This window comes from Pseudomonas sp. TE24901, from assembly GCF_054058375.1.
The window spans coordinates 88,516-111,920 of record NZ_JBSSAF010000005.1; the positions used below are offsets into that span (position 1 = coordinate 88,516).

General features: G+C 61.4%; 24 protein-coding genes. 10 read left to right on the top strand and 14 right to left on the bottom strand.

Annotation, left to right across the window (positions count from 1 at the left end; translation table 11 throughout):
* Positions 1–48: 48 nt before the first annotated feature.
* A complete protein-coding gene (locus ACVWVP_RS11465; RefSeq protein ID WP_178920809.1) occupies positions 49–1,032 on the top strand; it encodes a GlxA family transcriptional regulator in 984 nt (327 codons plus the stop codon).
* A 45-nt stretch (positions 1,033–1,077) separates the two neighbouring features.
* Positions 1,078–1,995, top strand: a complete 918-nt coding sequence (locus tag ACVWVP_RS11470; protein WP_457405910.1) for an ADP-ribosylglycohydrolase family protein — start codon at positions 1,078–1,080, stop codon at positions 1,993–1,995.
* Here ACVWVP_RS11470 and ACVWVP_RS11475 read toward each other — a convergent pair.
* The 5 genes from ACVWVP_RS11475 to ACVWVP_RS11495 are packed head-to-tail and all read right to left on the bottom strand — an operon-like array spanning position 1,977 to position 8,422.
* Complete coding sequence (locus ACVWVP_RS11475) at positions 1,977–3,236, bottom strand: NAD(P)/FAD-dependent oxidoreductase (RefSeq protein ID WP_457405913.1); 1,260 nt, start codon at positions 3,234–3,236, stop codon at positions 1,977–1,979. The genes ACVWVP_RS11470 and ACVWVP_RS11475 overlap by 19 nt on opposite strands.
* 3 nt (positions 3,237–3,239) lie before the next feature.
* A complete protein-coding gene (locus tag ACVWVP_RS11480; RefSeq protein WP_457405915.1) occupies positions 3,240–4,811 on the bottom strand; it encodes an aldehyde dehydrogenase (NADP(+)) in 1,572 nt (523 codons plus the stop codon).
* Between the two features lie 58 nt (positions 4,812–4,869).
* On the bottom strand, positions 4,870–5,817 hold the full coding sequence (locus tag ACVWVP_RS11485) for a dihydrodipicolinate synthase family protein (protein WP_178920666.1): 948 nt from the start codon (positions 5,815–5,817) through the stop codon (positions 4,870–4,872).
* A 41-nt stretch (positions 5,818–5,858) separates the two neighbouring features.
* On the bottom strand, positions 5,859–6,785 hold the full coding sequence (locus ACVWVP_RS11490; protein WP_457405919.1) for a 4-hydroxyproline epimerase: 927 nt from the start codon (positions 6,783–6,785) through the stop codon (positions 5,859–5,861).
* An 11-nt stretch (positions 6,786–6,796) separates the two neighbouring features.
* On the bottom strand, positions 6,797–8,422 hold the full coding sequence (locus ACVWVP_RS11495) for an APC family permease (RefSeq protein ID WP_457405922.1): 1,626 nt from the start codon (positions 8,420–8,422) through the stop codon (positions 6,797–6,799).
* A gap of 187 nt (positions 8,423–8,609) precedes the next feature.
* Between ACVWVP_RS11495 and ACVWVP_RS11500 the strand changes: the two genes are divergently transcribed.
* From ACVWVP_RS11500 to ACVWVP_RS11510, 3 genes are all read left to right on the top strand, one after another.
* Positions 8,610–9,377, top strand: a complete 768-nt coding sequence (locus ACVWVP_RS11500) for an AraC family transcriptional regulator (RefSeq protein WP_178920811.1) — start codon at positions 8,610–8,612, stop codon at positions 9,375–9,377.
* An 87-nt stretch (positions 9,378–9,464) separates the two neighbouring features.
* The gene (treS, locus tag ACVWVP_RS11505; protein ID WP_457405924.1) at positions 9,465–11,531 is read left to right on the top strand and encodes a maltose alpha-D-glucosyltransferase; all 2,067 of its coding nucleotides are present in this window, start codon (positions 9,465–9,467) and stop codon (positions 11,529–11,531) included.
* 73 nt (positions 11,532–11,604) lie between these two features.
* Positions 11,605–12,453 (top strand): dioxygenase family protein, encoded by an 849-nt coding sequence (locus ACVWVP_RS11510; RefSeq protein WP_457405926.1) that lies wholly within the window; start codon positions 11,605–11,607, stop codon positions 12,451–12,453.
* Here ACVWVP_RS11510 and ACVWVP_RS11515 read toward each other — a convergent pair.
* The 3 genes from ACVWVP_RS11515 to ACVWVP_RS11525 form a co-directional block, all read right to left on the bottom strand.
* Positions 12,426–13,298 (bottom strand): LysR substrate-binding domain-containing protein, encoded by an 873-nt coding sequence (locus ACVWVP_RS11515; RefSeq protein ID WP_457405929.1) that lies wholly within the window; start codon positions 13,296–13,298, stop codon positions 12,426–12,428. The two genes, ACVWVP_RS11510 and ACVWVP_RS11515, sit on opposite strands and share 28 nt — an antisense overlap.
* Positions 13,299–13,361: 63 nt before the next feature.
* On the bottom strand, positions 13,362–13,865 hold the full coding sequence (locus ACVWVP_RS11520) for a lipocalin-like domain-containing protein (RefSeq protein ID WP_457405931.1): 504 nt from the start codon (positions 13,863–13,865) through the stop codon (positions 13,362–13,364).
* Between the two features lie 104 nt (positions 13,866–13,969).
* Positions 13,970–14,611, bottom strand: coding sequence for an isochorismatase family cysteine hydrolase (locus tag ACVWVP_RS11525; RefSeq protein ID WP_457405934.1), 642 nt, complete (start codon positions 14,609–14,611; stop codon positions 13,970–13,972).
* Positions 14,612–14,711: 100 nt separating this feature from the next.
* Between ACVWVP_RS11525 and ACVWVP_RS11530 the strand changes: the two genes are divergently transcribed.
* Positions 14,712–15,203, top strand: coding sequence for a winged helix-turn-helix transcriptional regulator (locus ACVWVP_RS11530; RefSeq protein ID WP_457405936.1), 492 nt, complete (start codon positions 14,712–14,714; stop codon positions 15,201–15,203).
* Here ACVWVP_RS11530 and ACVWVP_RS11535 read toward each other — a convergent pair.
* Positions 15,200–16,090: a LysR family transcriptional regulator gene (locus tag ACVWVP_RS11535; protein ID WP_457405938.1), complete on the bottom strand. Its 891-nt coding sequence runs from the start codon at positions 16,088–16,090 to the stop codon at positions 15,200–15,202. The genes ACVWVP_RS11530 and ACVWVP_RS11535 overlap by 4 nt on opposite strands.
* 117 nt (positions 16,091–16,207) lie before the next feature.
* Between ACVWVP_RS11535 and ACVWVP_RS11540 the strand changes: the two genes are divergently transcribed.
* Positions 16,208–16,600, top strand: a complete 393-nt coding sequence (locus tag ACVWVP_RS11540; RefSeq protein ID WP_176995982.1) for a tautomerase family protein — start codon at positions 16,208–16,210, stop codon at positions 16,598–16,600.
* A gap of 48 nt (positions 16,601–16,648) precedes the next feature.
* Here ACVWVP_RS11540 and ACVWVP_RS11545 read toward each other — a convergent pair whose 3' ends face one another.
* The 3 genes from ACVWVP_RS11545 to ACVWVP_RS11555 are packed head-to-tail and all read right to left on the bottom strand — an operon-like array spanning position 16,649 to position 19,178.
* Complete coding sequence (locus ACVWVP_RS11545; protein ID WP_259171469.1) at positions 16,649–17,254, bottom strand: cysteine hydrolase family protein; 606 nt, start codon at positions 17,252–17,254, stop codon at positions 16,649–16,651.
* A gap of 13 nt (positions 17,255–17,267) precedes the next feature.
* Positions 17,268–18,263 (bottom strand): aldo/keto reductase, encoded by a 996-nt coding sequence (locus ACVWVP_RS11550; protein WP_259171468.1) that lies wholly within the window; start codon positions 18,261–18,263, stop codon positions 17,268–17,270.
* A 30-nt stretch (positions 18,264–18,293) separates the two neighbouring features.
* Positions 18,294–19,178, bottom strand: coding sequence for a fumarylacetoacetate hydrolase family protein (locus tag ACVWVP_RS11555; protein ID WP_457405941.1), 885 nt, complete (start codon positions 19,176–19,178; stop codon positions 18,294–18,296).
* 236 nt (positions 19,179–19,414) lie between these two features.
* Between ACVWVP_RS11555 and ACVWVP_RS11560 the strand changes: the two genes are divergently transcribed.
* Positions 19,415–19,930 carry a hypothetical protein gene (locus ACVWVP_RS11560; RefSeq protein WP_457405943.1) on the top strand — a complete coding sequence of 172 codons (516 nt, stop codon included), beginning with the start codon at positions 19,415–19,417 and terminating at the stop codon, positions 19,928–19,930.
* A 228-nt stretch (positions 19,931–20,158) separates the two neighbouring features.
* The gene (locus ACVWVP_RS11565; RefSeq protein ID WP_457405945.1) at positions 20,159–20,608 is read left to right on the top strand and encodes a hypothetical protein; all 450 of its coding nucleotides are present in this window, start codon (positions 20,159–20,161) and stop codon (positions 20,606–20,608) included.
* 137 nt (positions 20,609–20,745) lie between these two features.
* Here ACVWVP_RS11565 and ACVWVP_RS11570 read toward each other — a convergent pair whose 3' ends face one another.
* Complete coding sequence (locus ACVWVP_RS11570) at positions 20,746–21,132, bottom strand: nuclear transport factor 2 family protein (protein ID WP_259171464.1); 387 nt, start codon at positions 21,130–21,132, stop codon at positions 20,746–20,748.
* A gap of 362 nt (positions 21,133–21,494) precedes the next feature.
* Between ACVWVP_RS11570 and ACVWVP_RS11575 the strand changes: the two genes are divergently transcribed.
* Positions 21,495–22,460 carry a GlxA family transcriptional regulator gene (locus ACVWVP_RS11575; RefSeq protein WP_178920690.1) on the top strand — a complete coding sequence of 322 codons (966 nt, stop codon included), beginning with the start codon at positions 21,495–21,497 and terminating at the stop codon, positions 22,458–22,460.
* 103 nt (positions 22,461–22,563) lie between these two features.
* Here the strand turns inward: ACVWVP_RS11575 and ACVWVP_RS11580 are convergent, their stop codons facing one another.
* On the bottom strand, positions 22,564–23,295 hold the full coding sequence (locus tag ACVWVP_RS11580; RefSeq protein ID WP_259171463.1) for a DJ-1/PfpI family protein: 732 nt from the start codon (positions 23,293–23,295) through the stop codon (positions 22,564–22,566).
* Between the last annotated feature and the right edge of the window lie 110 nt (positions 23,296–23,405).

Sequence of the window (23,405 nt, forward strand, 5' to 3'; positions counted from 1 at the left end):
ATAAGAGTGGGCCAACCCTCGATGGAAAGACGCCAATTCAGCGGTGGCATGAAAGGCAAGAACCTGCGCTACCTGAACGAAAACCCGCAACAGCCGACGCCGGCCACCCGCGTCGGCTTCTTGTTGCTCGAACATTTCTCCCTGCCGGCCTTCACCCAGACCCTCGACACCCTGGTGACCGCCAACCTGTTGCGCCCGCAACTGTTCGCCACACGCACCTTCGGCTGGGACGATGGCGAAGTCATCAGCGACCTGGGCCTGGTGATCCGCCCGGATGCGCGCCTTGTGCCGGCGGTGCTGCAAGACCTTGACCTGCTGGTGATCTGCGGCGGTTTCCGCACCGAGCTCAAGGCCAGTGATGAGTTCAACCAGTTGCTGGGCAGCGCCGCCGAACACGGCGTGAACCTCGCCGGGTTGTGGAATGGCTCGTGGTTCCTTGGCCGCGCCGGGTTACTGCAAGGCTACCGCTGCGCCATCCACCCCGAACACCGGCCGGCCTTGGCGGAAGTAGCCAAGGCGGCCCAGGTCACCAGCGAACCCTATGTGATCGACCGCGACCGCCTCACGGCCTCCAGCCCCTCGGGTGCCTTCCATATGGCGCTCGACTGGATCAAAAGCCTGCACGGCAAGGCATTGGTCGAAGGCATAGAAGACATTCTGTCCTTCGAAGAGTCACGCTACCGGCGCATCAAACCCACCGAAAACGTCTGCGTCAGCGCGCCCCTGCGTGAAGTGGTCAAGCTGATGGATTCCAACCTTGAAGAACCGTTGGAGCTGGACCAGTTGGCGGTCTACGCCGGTCGCTCGCGCCGTCAGTTGGAGCGGCTGTTCAAGGAGCAACTGGGCACCACCCCGCAACGCTATTACATGGAATTGCGGGTGACCGAGGCGCGGCGGCTGTTGCAGCACACCGAGCTGTCACAGGTGGACGTGCTGGTGGCGTGCGGGTTTGTGTCGCCGAGTCATTTCAGCAAGTGTTACAGCGCGTATTTCGGATATCGCCCCTCCAAGGAGAAACGGTTGGTCAAGTAGCATGGCCCCTGTTTGTCGGGATGGGCTTTTTATCAAGGAATGCTGATGTCTGTTACGTGTGTAGACCGCTATCGCGGGAGTTTGCTGGGTTTGGCGTGCGGTGATGCGGTGGGCACCACCGTTGAATTCATGCCCCGGGGTTCGTTTGAACCCCTGGTGGATATGGTGGGCGGTGGCCCGTTCAACCTGAAGTGTGGCCAATGGACCGACGATACGTCGATGGCGCTGTGCCTCGCCGAGAGCCTGATACGCAAGGGCGGCTTCGATGCTGCGGACCAGATGGGGCGTTACCTGAACTGGTGGACATGGGGCTATTTGAGCTCGACGGGCGAGTGTTTTGATATCGGCCTGACGGTGCGTACCGCGTTGGCAAAATATCAGGAGGACGGTGACCCGTTTGCGGGCTCTACCGACCCGTTTTCTGCGGGCAATGGTTCGCTGATGCGCTTGGCACCGGTGGTGCTGCTCTATTTCCCGGACCGAGAGAAGGTGCGCTTCTACAGTGGGGAAAGTTCTCGAACGACCCACGCCGCCCAAGAGGCCATAGAATGTTGTTGGCTGCTGGCCGAGGCGCTATCAAATGCCTTGGACGGTCTACCCAAGGAACAGGTTTTAAACCTCTCTCAAACCCTACTGAGCGCGCCAAAAGTCGAGGCCATCGCGCGCGGTGAGTACCGCGACAAACCCCGTGAGGACATCATCGGCTCGGGGTATTCGGTGGCGGCACTCGAAGCAGCGTTCTGGTGTTTTCATCACACCCACAGCTTTGCTGACGCCGTGTTGGCGGCGGCCAACCTGGGCAACGATGCCGACACCACGGCCGCCATTGTGGGGCAACTGGCTGGCGCTTTTTACGGCGTAGCGGGTATCCCGACGCATTGGCTGGATACCTTGCACATGCGCGATGAGATCCAGGAGATGGCCGACGCGCTATTGAGGGCTTCTCAAAACCTGTCCAGTTGATAGGGCGCAAGTGCAGGCAAGCCTGAGAATGTCGGGGCCGTTGAAGCGAGTTGCCCAATCATTTCCGCCGTTACCGCCGCCTGGGTCAACCCCAGGTGCTGATGACCGAACGCAAGCAGCACCTTGCCGTCGCACACCCGATCGATGATTGGCAGCGAGTCCGGCAGGGAGGGCCGAAAGCCCATCCAGGGGGTGGCGTCGTGGGTACTCAGGTCGTCGCGGAACAAGCCCTGGCTCAAGCGGTGCAGTTGCCAGGCGCGTTGCAGGTTGGCCGGGCGTTCCAGCCCGGCGAATTCCACCGTGCCAGCCAGGCGCAAGCCGCCGGCCATGGGCGTCATGATGAACTTGCGCTCAAGCGACGTAACGGCGAAGGGTAGGCGTTGATGCTCATGGGGCAGCATCAGGTGGTAACCGCGTTCGGTGTCCAGCGGTACGTGCTTGCCCGTCAACGCAGCGGTGAGTTTGGCCGAATGCGCTCCGCAGGCGATCAGCACCTGGCGGGCCGCGAAGGTGCCTTGATCACAGACCAACGAAACGCCATCGGCGTGTACTCGGCCATCCATCACGCGTTGCTTGAGAAACTGCACGCCCTCGGCCTTGGCGGCGCTGACCAGCTCGCACACCACCTGGTACGGGTCGAGAAAATGCCCGGTGGCGGGGAAGAACAGCCCGCCTTGAATACCCTCGCTCAATGGCGGCGCGATTTCACGGATAGCATCGCCAGACCAGTAGGCCACCGGCACGTTTTGCTGCTGCATGCGCACCTGCACCGCATCAAGGGCGGCACGGGAGTCGGCGCGTTCATACACCAGCAGCGAGCCGTCTTCGCGCAACAACTGCGGGCGCCCGATAGACCCCAGCACACGTTGCCAGGCACCCAGGCTGCCTTCGTTCAGCGCGCGGATACCCGCCACGGTACGCCGGTAGCTGGCCGGGCGCAGGTTGAGCAGCAGGCGCACAAACCAGGGCAGGGCGCGGGGCAGGTACTTCCAGTCCAGGCGCAGTGGGCCCATGGGGTCCAGCAGCATGGCGGGCAGGCGCTTGAGGATCGACGCGTCGGCGATGGGAAACACCTGCTCGGTCGCCAGGTGCCCGGCGTTGCCGTAGGACGCGCCCATGCCCGGTTCCTGCGGGTCTATCACCACGACCCGCAGGCCCTGACGCGCCAATTGCAGGGCAGAGGCGACGCCGATGATACCGGCGCCGACGACGGCGATGTCTGGGCGGTTGGAATCGGGCATGGCCTAGGCCTCTCTCTGGCCGTTGAGCAACCGCCGCAACAGCAACGGGTTGCCGTGTTGCAGGGCGTCGGGCAGCAGGGTGTCGGGGAAGTCCTGGTAGCACACCGGGCGCAGGAACCGCAGGATCGCCGCCGTACCGACCGAGGTACTGCGCGAGTCGGAGGTGGCCGGGAACGGTCCGCCGTGGACCATGGCGTCACACACTTCCACCCCCGTCGGCCAACCGTTGACCAGCAAGCGCCCGGCTTTGTGCTCCAACACCGGGAGCAATGCCTTGGCGTAAGGCAGGTCACCCTCATCCAGGTGCAAGGTGGCCGTGAGTTGCCCCTCTAAATGCTCGGAAACCTCGCGCACTTCACGTTCATCGGCACAGATCACCACCAGCGAAGCCGCGCCGAATACTTCAGCTTGCAGGTGTGTGTTGGTCAAAAACGCCTTGGCCTGGGTCACGAACAAATGCGCCTGGCCCTGGTTCGGCCCCTGGGCTTGAAGGCCCTTGGCGACAACGTTGGCATGGGCTGCCAAGCTGCCGACGCCCGCTTGGTAAGCGCTGAAGATACCGGGCGTGAGCATGGTCTGGGCGGTGCACTGTGCGAGTTGTTCGCCGGCCGCGCCGATGAAGCGATCCAGTCCGCTTCCAGCGATGGCAATCACCAGACCGGGGTTGGTGCAAAACTGCCCGGCGCCTTGGGTCAACGATGCGACAAACCCCTGGGCCAAACTTTCAGCTCGCGCTTCAAGTGCCGCAGCAAACAGGTACACCGGGTTGATCGAACTCATTTCGGCATACACCGGAATCGGCTCCGGCCGTGCCTGTGCCGCCTGGGTCAAGGCAACGCCGCCGCTGCGCGAACCGGTAAACCCGACCGCCTTGATACGCGGGTCAGTCACCAGCGCTATCCCGACCTCACGGCCTGAGCCGTACAGCAGCGAAAACACACCCTCTGGCAGCCCGCACTGATTGACCGCCTGGGCAACCGCGCGCCCCACCAGTTCACTGGTACCCGGGTGTGCACCATGGGCCTTGACGATCACCGGGCAACCCGCGGCGAGTGCCGACGCTGTATCGCCGCCGGCCACGGAAAAGGCCAGCGGGAAGTTGCTGGCGCCAAACACCGCCACCGGGCCCAGCGGTACATGGCGTTGGCGCAGGTCTGCACGGGGCAGGGGCTGGCGCTCGGGTTGTGCGGTGTCGACGCGCACGTCCAGCCATTCACCGGCGCGCACGGTACGGGCAAAGGTGCGCAGTTGGCCGCAGGTACGGCCGCGCTCACCGAGGATGCGCGGGCGCGGCAGGCCGGTTTCGGCCACGGCGCGTTCGATCAACTCGTCGCCCAGGGCCTCGATGCGGTCGGCGATGGTTTCAAGAAACGTGGCGCGTGCCGCCAGGGAGGTTTCGCGGTAAGTGTCAAAAGCGGCCCAGGCCAAGGCGCAGGCTTGAGCGACATGCTCGCCGTTGCCACCGGCGTAGGCCGGTTCCAGCGGTGTGTCGGTGGCGGGGTTGATGGCCCGGATCGCTTCGCGATGGCCAGAGAGTGAGTGCTGACCGATCAGCATCTTGCCCGTCAGAGTCATGGGGTCGTCCTGGAAGAAAAGGGGTGGGCCGCTGTGAGAACCACAGCGGCGCGCAGGGTCAGGCTAGGTTCTGTTCGGCCGACCAGTTGGCGTACCACTGGCGGAACAGCGCGTATTGCTGCTCGGCATAGCGGCGCTGGGCATCGCTGAGTACGTCGGTCTCGTTGAAATGCAGGGCGTAGCCCTGGTCGCCGTTGAGCACCATCAAGTGCTTGTAATACAGCACCAGGTCGCAGCCTTCGTCGAACGACGACAGCACCGCCAGCGCCGCTTCCAGTTCACGGGCCAGGCGACGGGCCTTGGCGTCGCCCTTGGCGGCTTTTTTGCTCAGCGCCACCAGGTGCAGCACTTCCCGTGGCAGGGCGTTGCCGATGCCGGTGATGGCACCGGTGGCGTTGCAGTTGACGAAACCGTGGACCACTTGGGTATCGACACCGACCATCAGGGTCACGTCATCGTCCTGGGAGGTGATGTTCTCTGCGGCGTAACGCAGGTCGGCACCGCCGCCGAACTCCTTGAAGCCAATCAGGTTGGGGTGTTCGCGGCGCAGTTCGAAGAACAGGTCGGCGCGGGTGGCGAAGCCGTAGTACGGGCTGTTGTAGATCACCGCCGGCAGGTTTGGCGCCGCATTGAGGATCGCGGCAAAGTGGGCCTTTTGCGCGGTCGCCGAAGCACCTCGGGACAGCACGCGAGGAATCACCATCAAGCCGTGGGCACCGACCTTGGCGGCATGGGCGGCGTGGGCCACCGCTTCACGGCTGTTGACCGCACCGGTGCCGACAATGGTCGGTACGCCGGCCGCGACCAGGCGCGCCACGCCTTCCTGGCGCTGGGCTTCGGTGAGCAATGGCCAGTCACCCATGGAGCCGCAATACACCACGGCGCTCATGCCGATGTCGATCAGTTCACGGCCCTTGGCGACCAACGCGTCGAAGTCTGGCTGGCGGTCGGCGGTGCACGGGGTCATCAGCGCGGGGATGCAGCCGGTGAAGATGTTGTCGCTCATTGTTCTTGCTCCTTACAGTGTTCAGATAAAGACGGCGGGGCTCAAATGCCCCAGGCGAAAGGGTCTTGCTCGTCGATCAGCAGGGTGCTGTCGGCGGTCATGTAGGCGCGGCCGGTGATGAAGGGGCGCACGTGTTCGCCGTCCCATTCATAACGGCCTTCGAATTGGCTGCCGGTGATGCTGGCTTGTACCCACACCTCACCCGGCTGCAGTTTTCCGTCGGCGGCCAGGCACGCGAGTTTGGCGCTGGTACCGGTGCCGCAGGGTGAGCGGTCATAGGCTTTGCCGGGGCACATCACGAAGTTGCGGCTGTTGGCGTGGGCGTCGTCGGCGAACAGTTCGATGTGGTCGATCAGTGCGCCGTCCGCCCCGTGGATGCCCTGGTCTTCCAGGGCCTTGAGCATCGCCCAGGTGTAGTCGGTGAGGACATCGACGTTGCCCATTTCCAAATCCTGGCCGTGCTCCGACACCAGGAAAAACCAGTTGCCGCCCCAGGCAATATCCCCGAGTACTTCGCCGTAGCCCGGAACCTGGACCGCCACCTGCTGGCGAAAGCGGTAGGCTGGCACGTTGCGCAGGGTCACGGCGCCGTCGGCGTGCAGGGTGGCAGTCACCGGGCCCACTGGCGTGTCAATCGTGTGATCCCCCGGCGTGATGCGCCCCAAGTGGTGCAACGAGGCAACCAGGCCAAGGGTGCCGTGGCCGCACATGCCCAGGTAACCGGCGTTGTTGAAAAAGATCACCCCGCAGGTTGCGCCGGGCGTGACGGGTTCGCAGTACAGCGCCCCCACCAGTACATCATTGCCGCGCGGTTCCAGCAGGCAGGCACGGCGCCATTGATCGTGCTGGGTGCGCAGGTTGTCTAGTTGGTCGGCGATCGTCGCGCCGGTGAGTTCGGGGAACCCGTTCATCACCAGGCGCGTGGGTTCGCCGCCGGTGTGGGAGTCGATAACGTGCAACCGTTTCATAAAACGCTCCATCAATGGGTGGCCGGGGACAGCGGTGCGCGGTAGGGGGCTTCGCTGACGGCCTCGCTTTCGTCGTCTTCGGTTTCCAGAAGGACCAGGTGCGCTGGCACGCCGGTGGCGGCGCCCCAGTAATAGATGCCCAGGGCGCAGACCGCGACGACCACCGTGTCAAACGGGTGGCTGATCACGCCGATGCCGCCAAAGCTGCCGAGCTTGGACAGCAGGATGGTCACCGCGTAGAAGCCGATCAGCCAGGCCGACGAGCGCACTTGTTGCTTGAGGTTCAGGTGGGCAGTGGGCACCCAGCGCGCGCACAGCAGGTACACCACGAACATCAGGATCTGCAGGCCGAGCAGCCAGGACACGGTGCTCCAGCCCGACCAGTACACGATCAGCGCCGCGATGATGAACGACAGCGGCCCGAGCACACCCAGGCCCTTGACCCGGAACGGCCGCGCCATGCCCGGGGCGTTGCGGCGCAGAGCGGCGACGGTGACCGGGGCCACGGCGTAGCTCAGGATCAGCGCGGCTGACACCACGTTGATCAGCGCTTCCCAGGACGGGAACGGCAGGGTCCAGAACACCGACAGGCCAAAGGTCAGCCACAGCGCCGGGCGCGGGATGCCGGACTTCTCATCGATACGCGTGAAGATCTTGAAGAACGTGCCGGTCTGCGCCCAGCCATACACCACACGCGGCGTGGCGTTCATGTAGATGTTGCCGCAGCCGCTGGGAGAGATCACCGCATCCGCCACCACCAGGTAGGCCAACCAACCCACGCCCAGGGCCAGGGCAATGTCGCGGTAAGGCAGGGCCAGTTCCTTGCTGATCCCGGCCCAGCCGTTGGCGAGCATTTCGGTGGGCACGCCGCCGAGGAACGCGGTTTGCAGCAGCACGTAGATGGCGGTGGACAGCAGTACCGACAGGATCAGGGCGATGGGAATGGTGCGCTGCGGGTTCTTCACTTCGCTGGCCACCGAGATGATCGGCGTCAGCCCCAGGTAGGCGAAGATTACGCCCCCGGCCGAGACCGCCATTTCAATCCCCGACAGACCGAACGGCGCAAAACCGTGGACCTGGAAGTTCGCCGGCTTGAAGAAGGTGAACAGCACGCCAATCACCAGCAGCGGCACGATGAACTTGAACACGCTCACCAGGTTGTTGGCGATGGCGAAGGTCTTCACGCTACGGTAGTTGAGGACGAAGAACAGGCAGAGCAGAGCGAACTGCACCAGCCAGCCGAGGGTGGTCGGGTCACTGGAACCGGCCTTGGTCAGCTCGGGGAACCACGCCGCTGCGTATTGGCGCGAGGCGACCACTTCAATCGCCACCAGGCTTGAAAACGCGATCAGTGTGATAAAGCCCATCAGGTAGCCCAGCAACGGGCCGTGGGAGTAGACCGGGTAGCGCACCACACCACCGGCTCGGGGCAATGCGGCACCCAGTTCGCAGTAGACAATGCCGAGCAACAGCACGGCAAAACCGCCGAGTAACCAGGAAAAAATCCCTGCCGGGCCTGCGATGGCCGACACGTGGCTGGCCGCGAATAACCAGCCCGAACCGAAGATGGCACCCAGCCCGATAAAGGTGAGGTCCATCAGTGAAAGTTGTTTCTTGAACTTGCCTTGACCTGACATGTTGGCGCCTTCTTGTGAGTTATTGGATAGGCATGCAGTGGCGACATCGTGAACCGATCAGCTCGGCGGCGATTGATGTTTTACGCAAGCGGGAATGACGAATTCGGCACAATTGCCGGCGCTCGACAGCGCCCTGGGCATGGGGCAATCTGCTCGGCGTCGGTGCCAGAATCGGGAAGTGAAAGTCATGCTGCAGAGCGCGTTTGCAAGCCTTTGCCAGGGGGATGGAGCCAATCGTCCCCAGAGCATCGAGCAGCTGTTGGCCGGGGTGGCGCAGCTGTTGCCGATGCTGGATGTGATCCCCAACGCGGCGATCTTTATCAAGGATGTCGACGCGCGCTACGTGCTCGCCAACCGTACCCTGGTGCAACGCTGCGGCCTGCGGCAGTTGCAACCGTTGCTGGGCAAGACCAGCGCCGACGTGTTCCCCGCACAACTGGGCCCGGGCTACACTGAGCAGGACCGACGTGTACTTGAAGAAGGATTGGTGCTCGAAGATCAGTTGGAACTGCACCTGTACGGCAGCCGCGAACCTGGCTGGTGTTTGACCCACAAGTGGCCGCTGTACAACCACGCCGGTCAGATCATCGGCTTAGCCGGTATTTCGGTGGACCTGCAATCGGCCAGCGAAACCCACCCGGCCTACCAGCGTCTGGCGGCGGTGGATGAACACATCCGCCAGCACTTCAACCGCCGCGTCACCCTGGGTGAACTGACCCGCATCGCCGGGATTTCCGTGGCGCAGCTGGAGCGCTACTGCAAGCGCGTGTTCCACCTGACACCGCGCCAGATGATCCAGAAAGTCCGCCTGGAACACGCGCACCGGCTGTTGCATACCGAGCTGCCGATCACCGAGGTGGCGCTGCAATGTGGCTACACCGATCACAGCGCGTTCACCCGCCAGTTCAAGGCGTTGACCGGGTTTACGCCAAGGCAGTATCGGCAACTGGCCTGACTGCCCGGGATATCCAATGCAACGAATGCCGCCCGTTGCCGCTCCTATGCTTACGAGCAACCCTTCACGACGGCAGGTATCAGGCTTATGACGGCGGCGGACAAGGACCATGTGAACTGGCTGGTGGAGCAATCGATGCTGCACGCGGCGCGACAGCGGGCCCGGCTGTATTCGGGGCAGGGCCGGTTGTGGCAGCAACCCTATGCGCAGACGCGGCCACGGGATGCGTCAGCGTTGTCGTCGGTGTGGTTCACCGCGTACCCGGCGTCCATCGTCACTCGCGAGAACGGCACGGTGCTTGAAGCGCTGGGCGATGAGGCGCTGTGGCAGGCGTTGTCGAAGATTGGTATCCAGGGCATTCATAACGGGCCGTTGAAAAAGTCCGGTGGCCTGTCGGGCACCGAACACACGCCGACCATCGACGGCAATTTCGACCGCATCAGCTTCGAGATCGACCCGCAATTGGGCACCGAGGCGCAGTTGCAGGCCCTGACGCGCATGGCCGCTGCGCACAACGCGGTGATCATCGACGACGTGATTCCGTCCCACACCGGCAAGGGCGCCGACTTCCGTCTCGCCGAAATGGCCTATGAAGACTATCCCGGCCTGTACCACATGGTGGAGATTCGCGAAGAAGACTGGGCGCTCCTGCCTGACGTCACGGCGGGGCGCGATGCGCAGAACCTCAGCCCGCAGCAGGTCGATGCGCTGCGCGACAAGCATTACATCGTCGGCCAGCTCCAGCGCGTGATCTTCTTCGAACCCGGGGTGAAGGAAACCGATTGGAGCGCCACGCCCGTGGTGGTGGGCGTGGACGGCAAGCCACGTCGCTGGGTGTACCTGCACTATTTCAAGGAGGGCCAGCCGTCGCTGAACTGGCTGGACCCTTCGTTTGCAGCGCAGCAGATGATCATTGGCGATGCCCTGCACGCCATTGATGTGATGGGCGCGAAGATCCTGCGCCTGGATGCCAATGGCTTTCTCGGCGTGGAGCGCAAGCTGGACGGCACCGCGTGGTCGGAAAGCCACCCGTTGTCGATCACCGGCAACCAGTTGCTCGGCGGTGCGATCCGCAAGGCCGGGGGCTTCAGTTTTCAGGAGCTGAACCTCACGGTCGACGATATCGCCGCCATGTCTCACGGCGGCGCCGATTTGTCCTATGACTTCATCACTCGCCCGGCCTACCAACATGCGCTGTTGATGGGCGACACCGAGTTCCTGCGCCTGATGCTGCGCGAGATGCACAGCCAGGGTATCGACCCCGGCTCGCTGATCCATGCGCTGCAAAACCACGACGAATTAACCCTGGAACTGGTGCACTTCTGGACTTTGCACGCCCACGACAGTTACCCCTACCAAGGCCAGACGTTCCCCGGAAACAGCCTTCGCGAGCATATCCGCGAGCAGATGTACGAGCGTCTGGCCGGTGAACACGCCCCTTACAACCTCAAGTTCGTGACCAACGGCGTGTCCTGCACCACCGCCAGTATCATCACCGCCGCGCTGGGCATTCGCGACCTGGAAGCCATCACGCCCACCGATATCGTGCAAATCCGCCAGATCCATTTGCTGTTGGTGATGTACAACGCGATGCAGCCCGGGGTGTTTGCCTTGTCCGGTTGGGACCTGGTGGGCGCATTGCCGTTGGCGGCGGATGAGGTGGCGCACCTGATGACCGATGGCGATACGCGCTGGATTCATCGCGGTGCCTATGACCTGGTGGACCTGAACCCCGAGGCGGTGCTCTCCGCAGGGCAAATGCCGCGTTCGAAAACCTTGTATGGCAGCTTGAACAGCCAGTTGCAGGACCCTGAATCCTTCGCGTCGCAGCTGCAGAAAATCCTGGCGGTGCGCCGGGCCTATGACATCGCCGCCAGCCGCCAGATCCTGGTACCTGATGTGGAGCACCCCGGCTTGCTGGTGATGGTCCACGAACTGCCGGCCGGGAAGGGCACGCAAATCACCGCGCTCAACTTTGGCGCGACACCCATCACCGAAACCTTGCACCTGCCCGACATTGCGCCTGGGCCGGTGGTGGACATCATCAATGAACGGGTCGAGGGCGACCTGACTGCCGAAGGGGATTTCACCATCACCCTGGATGCCTATGAGGGCCTGGCGCTGCGGGTGGTGAGCAGTACGCCGATGCTGTAGCAGGTTTCATGGAATAAAGGCGCGCACCGAGGCGTTCCATCAGTAACCGTCATCGCCTCGGAGCGTGCACACCATGTCATCGATCACCCAACAAGCCCTCAAGAGCTTCGAAAACGCGCCCGACCCGCGTTTCAAACAGGTCATGCAAAGCCTGGTGCGCCACCTGCACGCGTTTGCCGACGAGGTGGAACTGACCGAGGAGGAATGGTGGGAGGGCATTCGCTTCCTGACCGATACCGGCCATATGTGCGACGGGTTTGTCCGCCAGGAATTCATCCTGCTGTCGGACACCCTGGGGCTGTCGATGCTGGTGGATGAGATCAACCACCGCCAAGTCGCCAACGGCACCGAAACCACGGTGTTCGGGCCGTTCTATATCGACGGCATGCCGGACCGGGCCTTTGGTGAAAACATGGCGCTCACGCCGGGCGACGCCACGTTGATCCACGGGCGTGTGCTGGATACTCACGGCCAACCCGTGGCCGATGTGGTGCTGGATGTTTGGCAGACCGCCAGCAATGGCATGTATTCCGGGCAGGATGTCGACCAACCCACTGGCAACCTGCGCGGCCGCTACCGTACCGACGCCAACGGCGATTTCGCGATTCGTACCATTTTGCCCGTGTGCTACCCGGTGCCGACCGACGGGCCGGTGGGGCGTATGCTCGACGCCGCCCAGCGCCTGGCCTGGCGGCCGGGGCATGTGCATTTCGTGCTGGAACGCCCGGGTTACACGCGTCTGGTGACGCACCTGTTCACCGAGGGTGACCCGTACCTGGGCTCGGATGCGGTGTTTGGGGTCAAGCCGTCGTTGCAAGTGGTCTATGAAGACCGTGAGGAGCAGGATGCACTGTCCGCCCAGGTCGGGATGCCGTTACCGTTCAAGCGCGCGTATTACGAGTTTGTGCTGGAGAGTGAGTGAAGCGTCTGCATCAGCACGTCTTTCAGGCACGTCGCGGCTGGGGTCAAGGCGCGCCCGGCTGAGCTGAGGAACACATGCACGGGAGGCAGCGCTGGCAGGGCTTGGCTGGCACGGATGGCCTCCAGGCCCTGGGGTGCACTCATCTGCGTGCGCAGGGTGATGCCCAGGCCGGCATTGACCGCCGCCCATAAGCCGGACACGTTGGCGGTGGTAAAGGCGATTTCCCAAGGAATACCCGCTTCATCCAGCGCATTGATCGCCGCCGTGCGGAAGAAACACGGCGCTTCCAGCACCGCCAGTTGCACCGGCTCGCCGGCCCTCAACTGGTCGCCGGGGCGGCCGATCCACGCCATCGGCACGGTGGACAACACCTGGGCTTCCACGCTGACCTTGCCACTGAGCAACACGCTCAGATCGAGCTGGCCCTTTTCCAGGCGCTCGGTCAGCGCGGCGTTGCGGTCTACCGTGGCTTCGATGCGGATGTTCGGGTAGCAGCATTTGAATTGCTGCAACGCGAGGGGCAGCCAGGTGTGGACCAAGTCTCCGGAAAAACCGAAACGCACCACGCCTTTGACTTTGATGCCGCTGATCACGGTGACGGCTTCGTCATTCAGGTCAATCATGCGTCGGGCGTAGGCCAGCAAAATTTCCCCGGCTTCAGTGAGTACACGTCCGCGACCTTGCTTGCGAAACAGCGGTTGGCCGATGCGGTGCTCCAGCTTCTGAATCTGCTGGCTGACGGCCGACTGGGAGCGCCCGACCTTATCGGCCGCACGGTTCATGGCCCCCAGTTGCTGGGCGGCGATCAAGGTGCGTAGCACGTCCAGGTCCAGATCGATGGGCATGGGGTTCCTGCCTGTGAGTGGGTGGGTGGAACCGCCGAATCCCTGGCGGCGTTTGGCATTGGTTCAGTGGGTGCGCACGTAGGCGATTTCGCCGTACACGCCTGGGCCACCAATCGTAGGGTGCGGGACGGTGAACGTGGCGTGCTCGGCATCGACGGTGTAGGGCCAAGTCAGGTTGGCGCCTTCCCAGTTGGCGTAGGTGGCGTGCTCCACGTGCAGGGTAATGGTGTGGTCCTTCTCGTTGACGGTGTAGGTGCCGAAGTGGCATTGGGTGCCCACGACTGTCGCGCGGTACTCTTCGGGGGTGCCTTTGCTCTTGTCATTGGCGGCGAACCTGGGGCGCACTTTGCTCATGATCTGCAGCGAGTAATGACCGGTGGCGTCGAAATTCAGCGTGCCTTGCGGGTCATCGCCGTACAGGTGAATGCGGGTGCCGTCGGGATTGATGTTGTCCGAAGCGGTGAGGGTCCAGGTGCCTTGCAGGGGAACGGCGGCGTAGGCGGGCAGCGTCAGTGCCAGCGGCACCAGGCACGTCAGGGCGCGAATCAGGGTTTTGCCAAGCATCATGTTTTTCTCCAGCCTTTGGGTGAATGCGAGCGCCGAGCCTAGCAACGGCGCTTTCACCGCACTAACGGATAGTATGAACGTGAGACTGTTGAAAAACTGAAGCCTCAGTGGCTTTGCGAGGCGTTGTGCAGCAGGCGCGAAGCCAGTTCGGCCGTGGTCACAATCGAATGAGCAAAGGTCGGCCCGTTGAGCTCATGGGCGGCGTGCATGAATTCGGGGCCGAAGGCCGCCGTAGCGTCGCGCACCAGGGTGACGTGGTAGCCCAGTTCCACGGCGTAGCGCGCAGTCGCTTCAATACATGTATTGGCCAGCAAACCGACGATGATCACGTGGGTGATGCCTTGCTGCTTGAGGCGAAAGTCGAGGTCGGTGTTGGCAAAACCGCTGGACCCCCAATGCTCTCGAGCCACGATGTCGCCCGGCTGCGGGGCGAAATCCGGGTGCCAGTCACCGCCCCATTCGCCTCGGGCAAAGTGGTGCATGTGTTGGATTTTGGATTGGGTGGGGCTTGGGTGATTCCAGCTGTCGTAGTCGCCTTTCTCCCAGCGACGGTGCGGTACAATCGCCACCTGCACGCCCAGGCTGCGTACGGTTTTGTCGAGGGTGCGCAGGTTGTCGAGCAGGTTGACCTGGTCGGCAGTGGGCTTGATCAAGGGGTAGACCTTGCCGCCTTCGGAGAGAAAGTCATTGTAGGGGTCGACCAGCAGGTAAGCGGTACGATCGAGGGGGTAGGCGGGGGTCGTCATGATCCGTTCTCCAAGGCATTCAGAGGCGCATAAGCAGTTCGGGGTGCCCGTCTGCATTATGCTATGATAATCATAGTTACTTTTCAGAGGCAACGTCCGTATGTCGTTGAAGAAGAAAATTGCGCCTGAAACCCTGTGCCCGGTCTCCCGCGCGGAGGAGATTGTGGGCAGCAGTTGGACGGTGCTGGTGCTGCGCGAATTGTTCATGGGCAACCATCGGTTCGACGAAATCCAGGTACAAAGCGGCGGCACGCCGCAAATGATCGCTGCGCGCCTCAAAGGCCTGGAAGCCGATGGGATGGTGGAGCGCCGGCCTTACAGCGAGCGGCCTTTGCGCTACGAATATTTCCTCACGCCAAAAGGCGAGGGGTTCTACTCGGTGGTACTGGCGTTGCGCGCCTGGGGCGAAACCTGGTGCAAGTCCCCGGGCGAGGACAGGGCGGTGAATTACATCCACGTGCCCTGCGGCCAGCCTGCAGGCTTGGGCCCATTGTGTGAGCATTGCGGTGAGCCACTGCGTCGGGGCGAACTGGTGGGCGAACTGAGCGAGGGGTATGCCCTGGAACGCCGGTTGCGCCGTGAGGGTGCCTAACCCAGGCCGTCGGTGATGGCCTGGATCAGCAACTGATTGGCCAGCCGCAAGTTGCCCGGGCGTGGCGAGTGCGTGACCCAAATGCCCATCTTGAGCTGGAAGTCCTCGATGCTCACCACCGACAACGCGTGTGCGTACGCGTTGCCGGGCAGCAGCGTCGCCGGGATCAGCCCCAGGCCCAGGCCGGCCGCGACCATGCGCATTTGCATGGCGGCGCCGTGGGTGTCCACCGCGAGCTTGAGGGTGTGCCCGCGCCCGCCCATGGCCGCCTCCAGGGCCGCTCGATAGCCGCAGCCCTTGGGGTTCAGCACCCACTCTTGAGCGGCCAGGTGTTTGATCTGGGTGGCGGCATTCACCAAGGGTTTTGATTGGCTCTGCACCACCAGGATATCGAGCGTGGTCACCCGTTGACCTTCCAGTGCCGCGGGTGGGCGGCTGGTCGCTGGCAACATCAGGGTGGCGGCGTCCAGTTCGCCGGCCAGCATCTGCTGCTCCAGTTCGGAACTCCAGTCGGTGACGATCTGCAGTTCAAGGCTCGGCAGTTGCTCGCGCATGCGGGTCACCACGTCAAACACCACGGCGTCCGCGACGATCTGCGTCAACCCCACGCGAAACCGTCCACTCGGCATCGCGCTTTCCTGCGGCAGGCTGAGCAAATGCTCGGCGTCGCGCAACAGGCCTACGGCCAATCCGTAGACGCGGTGCCCCATGGCCGTGGGCAAGGGCGGGCGCGTGGTGCGATCAAGCAGCGCTTCGCCCAAGGTCTCTTCCAGGTGCTGGATGCGGCGGGACACGGCGGACTGGGTCAAGCACAAGCTCTGCGCCGCTTTGGTCAGTGAAGCGCTTTCAATCACCGTGACGAAGGCTTTCAGGTCCTGGAATAGCATGCGTACTACTCATTATCTTTTCGAAAATTATGCGCTTGATGAATCATGGCGTCGAGACTAGCGTTGTATCACCGGCCACCGACGTGGATTGGCCATTGACCCGTTAAGGATTTCCCCATGCCTTTAGTTCGAATCGACCTCGCTGCCGACACCAGCGCCGAAACCGCAGCCGCCATCGGTGATGTGGTGTATGCCGCAATGACGAGCGTTGCCAACGTGCCGGAGCACGATAAGTTCCAGATCATCAACCGCCATGCCAAGGATGAGCTGGTGTACCCGGCGGCCGGCTACCTGGGTATCTCGTACACGCCCAAAATCGTGTTTATCCAGGTCACCTGGAACGCCGGGCGCACCATCGAAGTGAAAAAGGCCTTCTACAAGTTCATCGCCGAAGGCATCCACGCCAAGACCGGGCTGCGCAAGGAAGACGTGTGGATCAGCCTGGTGGACGTGAAGCGCGAAGACTGGTCCTTCGGCAACGGCGAGATGCAATACGCGCCCACCGAGTGATCTGAACACAGTAAAAAGGGGCGACGCCTGTGGGCGTCGCCCCTTTTTTTATCCGGCGTTCAGCGCTTGCAGAAACGCGCTGTGCTGCAGGGTCTGGGAAAACATCGGCAAGGTGAACTGCTCGGCGGCGTGCTGCTGTTCGTCACTGAAGGTGGCGGTGCAGTCGGTCAGGGTCACGACGTCGTAGCCCTTTTCATAACCTGAACGCACGGTGCCTTCGACGCAGCAGTTGGTCAGGAAGCCTGCGACCACCAGGTTCTGGATGCCGTTGTTGCGCAGTACCAGGTCCAGGCCGGTAGTGGCAAAGGCGTCCAGCCCACGCTTGCCCTCGATCACGATGTCGACGGGATCGCGGGGCAGGGCGTCGGTGATTTCGGCGCCCCAGGTGCCGGCGAGAAACGCATGGCCGTCCGACACGCCTTTGAGGATCCCGTAGGAGCGCGTGGTGAGTTCCGGGTAGCCTTTGGCAAAGTGGATCGGCATGTGGATGATCGTCACACCAAGCTTGCGCGCCTGCTCGATGGTAGTCGCGGTATTGGCGAGCATGTTGGAGGACTGCATCACGCCTTTGACAGCGTCATGGAAGACCCCGCCCGGACTGGTGAAGTCGTTCTGGTACTCGATCAAGACAATCGCAGTGTTATGCGGGTGCATGGGAAGGCTCCTGTCAGTGGCTGCCCGGGATGGGGGCGTTGGGGTGGATAAAACCCTGTTCTTTCATGGCCTGCCAGAACGCAGGCGGGATCACGGCATGGATCGCTTGGGTGTCTTCGATAATCCGCGAAGGGCGGCTGGCGCCCGGAATGACGGCGGCCACGAGCGGGTTGGCCAGTGGGAATTGCAAGGCGGCGGCCTTGATATCCACGTGGTACTGCTGGGCGAGGGCGTGGATTTTCGCCACTTTGTCGAGCATCGCGGCGGACGCCGGCTGGTATTCGAAGTGTTTGCCGCCGACCAGCACGCCGGAACTGTAAGGCCCACCCGCGACAAATTCGGCGCCCTTGGCCTGGGCCTTGGCGAAGAGCCGTTGCAGGGGTTGTTCATGGTCGAGCAGCGTGTAACGGCCCGCGAGCAGGAAACCGTCCGGACGCACGTCCTCCAGGTCCAGCAACAACTCGCAGGGCTCAACGCGGTTCACACCCAGCCCCCAAGCCTTGATAACGCCTTCCTCTTTGAGCCGGGTCAGGGCTTTGAAGGCGCCTTTGCGGGCGATGTTGAAGTGCTCGATCCATTCATCGCCATGGGTGTCCTGGGCCACGTCGTGCACGAACACGATGTCGAGGCGGTCGGTGCCCAGGCGCTGCAGGCTGCTTTCGATGGAGCGCAGGGTGGCGTCGGCGCTGTAGTCGCTGAGCATCTTGTTGGGGTTGCCCTGGCTGAACGGGCCGGAGCCCGGGTTGGGGTTCACTTCGTCAGAAACCAGGCGGCCGACTTTGGTGGCCAGGGTGTAGGAATCGCGTGGATGTTGCGCCAACGCCCGGCCCAAGCGGGTCTCGGACAACCCGGCGCCGTAGAGCGGTGCCGTATCAAAGAAGCGAATGCCCTGGTCCCAGGCCGCGGCGACGGTTGCCGCGGCTTCCTCTTCGTCGATTGAGCGAAACATGTTGCCCAGGGGCGCGGTGCCAAAACCCAGGGTGCCGATAATCTTGTCTTTCAAGCTCATTGCCGTTTCTCGTGTGGTGAAGTGGGTGGACTAGTGCTGCGCAATGCGGTTTTCGAGTGTGCCGATGCCCTCAATGGCAATGCGCACGGTGTCGCCGGCCTGCAGAAAACGCGGCGGGGTGAAACCAATGCCGACGCCCGCAGGCGTACCGGTGCTGATTACATCGCCCGGCTTGAGCTCGATGCCGGCAGAGAGGCATTCGATCAGCGCGGGGATATCGAAGATCAGGTCCCGCACATTGGCCTGCTGGCGAAGCGTGCCGTTGACCCAGCATTCAATCGTGGCGTCCTGAGGGCTGAATGCGTCGGCGGTGACGACCCAAGGGCCCATGGGGCACAAGCCGTCGAGGGATTTGCCGAGGAACCACTGGCGGTGGTTCTTCTGCAGGTCGCGTGCGGTCATGTCGTTGATGATGGTGTAACCCCATACGTGAGCGTAGGCGTCTTCCCGGGAAATGCCTTTGCCGCCTTTGCCGATGATCACGGCCAACTCTGCTTCATAGTCCAGCTGGCGCGTGACCGAGGCGTGCAAGGGGATCGTGGCGTGATGGCCGATCACCGACTCTGGGGTCTTGGTGAAAATCACCGGAAACTGCGGGGCGATTTCCCCGTCCTTGACGCTGTGGTCGAAACCCGATTGGCTGAACTCCGCCGCGTGCTCGTGATAGTTCTTGCCGACGCAAAAGATATTTCGCGTGGGGGAGAGCGGTGCGAGGAGGGTCGCGCCTTCCAGCGGCAGGCCGTCGCCGTGCGGGGTGAGCCCTGCCTTCAGGTGATCCCACTGACCGATCAATTGCTCCAGGCTGCCGGAAAACGGCACGGCCAGCTCATTCAGTGGCCAATAGCGCTGGCCGTCGGCATCGATCAACGCAGGCAAGGCCTTACCGTTACCGCTCAAGACATTGGTGAATTTCATCGTATGACCTCAACCCATGTGTCGGGTGATGGAGGACCACCCGAGGTGAGATTCAACATACATGATTAGAAACATCTATTGATAAAAGTGTTGTTGAAATCTATTAATACGTGGATGAAGCAAAACTGAAAGGTGGGAACAGGTCGGCTTGACGGCCGTAAGCCCATTTGAGCAAATGCACCCCCGCGGTGGACGCTCTAGCGGGTAACTCTCTCTTCTCTTGCGGATTCAGCCCCATGACATTGCGCCTGTTGCCAGCCTGCCTGCTGTTCGCCTGCACGCTCACCCACGCTGCCGAGAACCCGGTTCCACAACCGGTGGCAGAGCAGGTTGGGCGCTTGGTCGAATTGCTCAAGGACGGTTTTGCCAGCGGTTACCCCGAGGCCACCCAGGTGCAGGACTTGAACGTGGGCACGGCCGACCAACTCACCCTGGCCGTCTTCACCGTCGAAGGCTTCGACAAGGGCAACACCTACCGTCAATACCTTGCCGCCTTTACACCCGCCGTAACGGAAGACGACCAGGAGCACTACACGCTGGTGGACGTGATGCACATCGGCGGCGATGGCTGGCGCGCCGTCGAAACACTGGACGCCAAGTGGGTGAAGGACCCGGCGCACAAGCGAGCGCTCATCGACATCCCCGTGATGGAAAACGCTTCGGGGGATTCCCCCAACTTTCCCAGCCAACCGGGCGTGATTCACCTGGCCCTGATCGGCGAGGAATCCAAGCGTTTTGTAGAGAAAGACTGAAGCACCTGAACTACGCTGCACCCAGGCGATCGTATCTCGATCAATAAAACCGGCGACGGGGCACTATGGATAAGCGGCTTGCAGGTCTTTCGTTTTTGCTGACACTGGGATGGGTCAGCGCGGTTGCATTTGTGATGTGGTTTTTTGGCAAGACGTAGCCTGGGGGGGGACGCGGGCGTTGAAGGGTATCAATGAAACGCAACGATGGCGCCCGATAGGGAGGGCCTTATGCCCAATCTAGAAATGGTCAGGCGCAAATTCGAGTTGTTGATTGGCGTTCGCGCAGTCGAACGGAGTTTCATCGACAATCTTGAACATGAACTGGGCTTGACGCTTCCCCACACCTTTAAATCTGTCGCAAATTTTTTTGATGGCAGTGGTATTTACGTCCTGCCGTTGCATCAAATCGGGTATCAGTCGCCAACGAATGTCCTCAGTGAAACCCAGCGTCTGAGAAAATATGGCGAGCTTGCATCCAGTTACCTTGTGCTCGGGGAGCCCACTGAGAGCCTGATTGTGATGGACTGTGACTCCACATCGGGACGCGTGCTCTGGTGTGATGCAACTGACGTGTGTCGTCTTGGCAAGGAACCATTGCTGAGAGAGCCCGATAGCTGGGCGTCTTACCTGGATTTTGTTGAGTATCTGGTAACACAGGAAGAGGCTGAACAAGGATAGAAGCACGCAACCTGATAGCGCTGCTCAGCATTCAAGCTGTAACCCAGCCAGGCTGACAGTCACTCGGGCAGCTCACGCCTGACGCGAGTGACGTCCGCTTCTGGCGTAAATTTTAGCTGATGCAATCTGCCGCTGACTTAGGCGTACCGTTGGAAAATTTTCGAGATGATTTTCCACTGACCCTCTATTTTGAGCAGTGAAAGAAAGTCGTGGAAGCTCGCACCCAAAACGTCATTCTCCATATCCACGCGCACGACTGCGGCTGTGGGGGCGATAGCCAAAATATCCAGACGACTGCGAGCGTTGGGTGAGGCACCCAGTGAATTGAAGAAGCTTGCGAATACCGGAACAGCGGGACCTTGAAGCAACTCATCGCCGCTGTAGCCCCACATGATCGCATCGTTGTGGAAGGCCTTCTCAATTCCAGCGATATCACCGGAGCGATAGCCGTCTATATAAGCTTGTGCTGCCTGAATCACATCATCGTACTCGGTGGTGGCGACTGGTTTTATATACGAAGTCATGTGTAACCCTCGAAAGCTACTTAGCGAAATGTGCAAATTTATTGGCCTCGCAGAGCCACAGACGGCGATCACCACAATGGTTGTTATAGCGAGTGCTCGCCCCTGGGTGATTGGACCAAACCATGGGTGATTCGTAGTGTTCTACTTTGCCGACGGCGAACGTGTCACGGCGAGCATTACAACCGTCGCCGATGGTGTTCGTGCCAGCAACTTTACGTAGGAGTCTGGTAAACGAAAACGACGTTTTTCCCTCACTTTAGGCCAAGAAATCTAACTCCCAAGCACCATCAAGAACGCCAGGCTTCGTGGCGTTACACTAGGGTTCCCGGCAACCGGGGGCTGAACGCTGGAGATGAATTGCGATGTACCGAATTGGATTTTTTGTCTGCACTGGCCACGATGCCCTCGATCTTGCAGGGCCATTATCTGCATTCAACCAAGTGGCGACGGCTGAAGGTTATAAGCCGTATGAGCTTCGCGTCGTATCGCGTTTCGGAGGGCTGGTTATTGGCAATTCCGGCCTTCCGGTCGATACCACTCCGGTCGGTAAGGATATGTTTGACACCGTGATTTTTGTGGGGGGTGAAGTCGAACCCATGCTGACATCAGAAAATGTCGCTGCAGCAAGGCAACTAATCGTTAACGCATCGCGAGTCGCAAGCGTGTGCACGGGTGCGTTCTTGCTGGCAGAGACCGGCCTGTTGAACGATCGGCGGGCTACGACGCACTGGCACCACACTGCACAACTGCAATCGCGTTACCCCCGCATCAACGTTGAAGGGGACATTATTTTTATAGAGGACGGACACGTCTGGACCTCAGCGGGCATTGCTTCCGGGATCGATCTGGCGCTCGCTATGATTGAGAAAGACAGGGGGGCGAATGTAGCGCGCGATGTCTCCAGGTTGCTGGTCGTTCCCTACCGCCGACCTGGTCGCCAGTCGCAAATTTCCGCGATGTCGCAAATGGAACCAGAGTCAGATCGCATCCGTATTGCGCTGAAATTCGCCAGAGAGCACTTGTCTGAGGCATTACCCATTGAGCGACTCGCCGATGCGGCGAGATTGAGCTTGAGGCAATTTGGACGAGCATTCCGTCGAGAGACGGGAGAAACGCCAGCTAAAGCAGTAGAGCGCTTACGCGTCGAAGCGGCGTGTTTACGTTTGCAAGAAGGCAGTGAGCCGATCGAGCAAGTTGCCCAGGCGGTGGGCTTTACTGACCCCGAACGGATGCGCAGGGCGTTTGTTCGGCTGCATGGATATTCACCGCAACATGTCCGCCGCGAGAACCGGCTGAGCGCAGAGGGGAGATCGCTCGACGGTGAGTGATGGACAGCAAAGCCCTCGCATGTAGGAATACGGGGCTTTATTTGTTTGCCGATGACGTTACTCAGGAATCGACCGCCGAGAGCACAACGCTACGGAACTACAATTAGGTGGGAGCCCGTGTTGATAACCGTGCTCGGCGCGCCATATGTTCATTCGCGACGCTTACCGCTTCGTCGGTTCGCCCCCACAGCCCCTTTATCTGCGCAACGATTTCGGGGCGCGCGGTTCGTGGATTCCCCGAGGTCATTGTCGGCTGCGGGTCGTACTCAAGCACGAGTTGCGTAAATTCAGCCGCGTCCCGACCTTTGAGTTGCGCGATGACCAGCAGCGCAAAATCGATACCTGCCGTTACACCGCCACCTGTGATTCGGTTCCTGTCGACGCATACTCGTTCGTAGCTCGGTTCGATACCCAGTGCGATAAGGGGTTCGTAGAAAGGCCAATAAGTCGCTGCGCGGTAGCCCTCCAATAATCCCGCCATGGCAAGAAGTACAGAGCCTGTGCATACAGCGGTTACATAGGTGGCCGTCTTGCCTGCGCGAGCAATGAAATCGAGCAGCTCCTGGTCCTTCATGATTTCAGGCGTTCCTCCACCCCCAGCGACAAACAGCACGTCCAGGTTATCTGGAACGTCATCAAACGTGATCGTAGGGTTCAGGGTGACACCCATATCCGTAGGAACGGGCTCCAGGGTCTTCCAGATTATGTGAGTTTTGGCATGAAGGCCGAACGCCGTCTGTGGACCTGCCAAATCCTGCAGAGTGAAACCAGGAAAAATCACCATGCCAATCTGCAGTTGGCGCTCTTCACGCTTATCGCTCAGCTCATCAGACATTACCGTCTCCTCTCGTCGTAATTGACTAAAGCGTATTCCTGCTGGACGCTGTACGTGAGTGGCTTAAACGACATCAAGCGATCGTTTTCTGCCAGCCATTTTGATTTTGA

Excerpts from the sequence above, each read along its gene's own strand:
- ACVWVP_RS11465 (WP_178920809.1), top strand. The coding sequence starts at position 49 with ATGAAAGGCAAGAACCTGCGCTACCTGAACGAAAACCCGCAACAGCCG.
- ACVWVP_RS11470 (WP_457405910.1), top strand. The coding sequence starts at position 1,078 with ATGTCTGTTACGTGTGTAGACCGCTATCGCGGGAGTTTGCTGGGTTTG.
- ACVWVP_RS11475 (WP_457405913.1), bottom strand. The coding sequence starts at position 3,236 with ATGCCCGATTCCAACCGCCCAGACATCGCCGTCGTCGGCGCCGGTATC.
- ACVWVP_RS11480 (WP_457405915.1), bottom strand. The coding sequence starts at position 4,811 with ATGACTCTGACGGGCAAGATGCTGATCGGTCAGCACTCACTCTCTGGC.
- ACVWVP_RS11485 (WP_178920666.1), bottom strand. The coding sequence starts at position 5,817 with ATGAGCGACAACATCTTCACCGGCTGCATCCCCGCGCTGATGACCCCG.
- ACVWVP_RS11490 (WP_457405919.1), bottom strand. The coding sequence starts at position 6,785 with ATGAAACGGTTGCACGTTATCGACTCCCACACCGGCGGCGAACCCACG.
- ACVWVP_RS11495 (WP_457405922.1), bottom strand. The coding sequence starts at position 8,422 with ATGTCAGGTCAAGGCAAGTTCAAGAAACAACTTTCACTGATGGACCTC.
- ACVWVP_RS11500 (WP_178920811.1), top strand. The coding sequence starts at position 8,610 with ATGCTGCAGAGCGCGTTTGCAAGCCTTTGCCAGGGGGATGGAGCCAAT.
- treS (WP_457405924.1), top strand. The coding sequence starts at position 9,465 with ATGACGGCGGCGGACAAGGACCATGTGAACTGGCTGGTGGAGCAATCG.
- ACVWVP_RS11510 (WP_457405926.1), top strand. The coding sequence starts at position 11,605 with ATGTCATCGATCACCCAACAAGCCCTCAAGAGCTTCGAAAACGCGCCC.
- ACVWVP_RS11515 (WP_457405929.1), bottom strand. The coding sequence starts at position 13,298 with ATGCCCATCGATCTGGACCTGGACGTGCTACGCACCTTGATCGCCGCC.
- ACVWVP_RS11520 (WP_457405931.1), bottom strand. The coding sequence starts at position 13,865 with ATGATGCTTGGCAAAACCCTGATTCGCGCCCTGACGTGCCTGGTGCCG.
- ACVWVP_RS11525 (WP_457405934.1), bottom strand. The coding sequence starts at position 14,611 with ATGACGACCCCCGCCTACCCCCTCGATCGTACCGCTTACCTGCTGGTC.
- ACVWVP_RS11530 (WP_457405936.1), top strand. The coding sequence starts at position 14,712 with ATGTCGTTGAAGAAGAAAATTGCGCCTGAAACCCTGTGCCCGGTCTCC.
- ACVWVP_RS11535 (WP_457405938.1), bottom strand. The coding sequence starts at position 16,090 with ATGCTATTCCAGGACCTGAAAGCCTTCGTCACGGTGATTGAAAGCGCT.
- ACVWVP_RS11540 (WP_176995982.1), top strand. The coding sequence starts at position 16,208 with ATGCCTTTAGTTCGAATCGACCTCGCTGCCGACACCAGCGCCGAAACC.
- ACVWVP_RS11545 (WP_259171469.1), bottom strand. The coding sequence starts at position 17,254 with ATGCACCCGCATAACACTGCGATTGTCTTGATCGAGTACCAGAACGAC.
- ACVWVP_RS11550 (WP_259171468.1), bottom strand. The coding sequence starts at position 18,263 with ATGAGCTTGAAAGACAAGATTATCGGCACCCTGGGTTTTGGCACCGCG.
- ACVWVP_RS11555 (WP_457405941.1), bottom strand. The coding sequence starts at position 19,178 with ATGAAATTCACCAATGTCTTGAGCGGTAACGGTAAGGCCTTGCCTGCG.
- ACVWVP_RS11560 (WP_457405943.1), top strand. The coding sequence starts at position 19,415 with ATGACATTGCGCCTGTTGCCAGCCTGCCTGCTGTTCGCCTGCACGCTC.
- ACVWVP_RS11565 (WP_457405945.1), top strand. The coding sequence starts at position 20,159 with ATGCCCAATCTAGAAATGGTCAGGCGCAAATTCGAGTTGTTGATTGGC.
- ACVWVP_RS11570 (WP_259171464.1), bottom strand. The coding sequence starts at position 21,132 with ATGACTTCGTATATAAAACCAGTCGCCACCACCGAGTACGATGATGTG.
- ACVWVP_RS11575 (WP_178920690.1), top strand. The coding sequence starts at position 21,495 with ATGTACCGAATTGGATTTTTTGTCTGCACTGGCCACGATGCCCTCGAT.
- ACVWVP_RS11580 (WP_259171463.1), bottom strand. The coding sequence starts at position 23,295 with ATGTCTGATGAGCTGAGCGATAAGCGTGAAGAGCGCCAACTGCAGATT.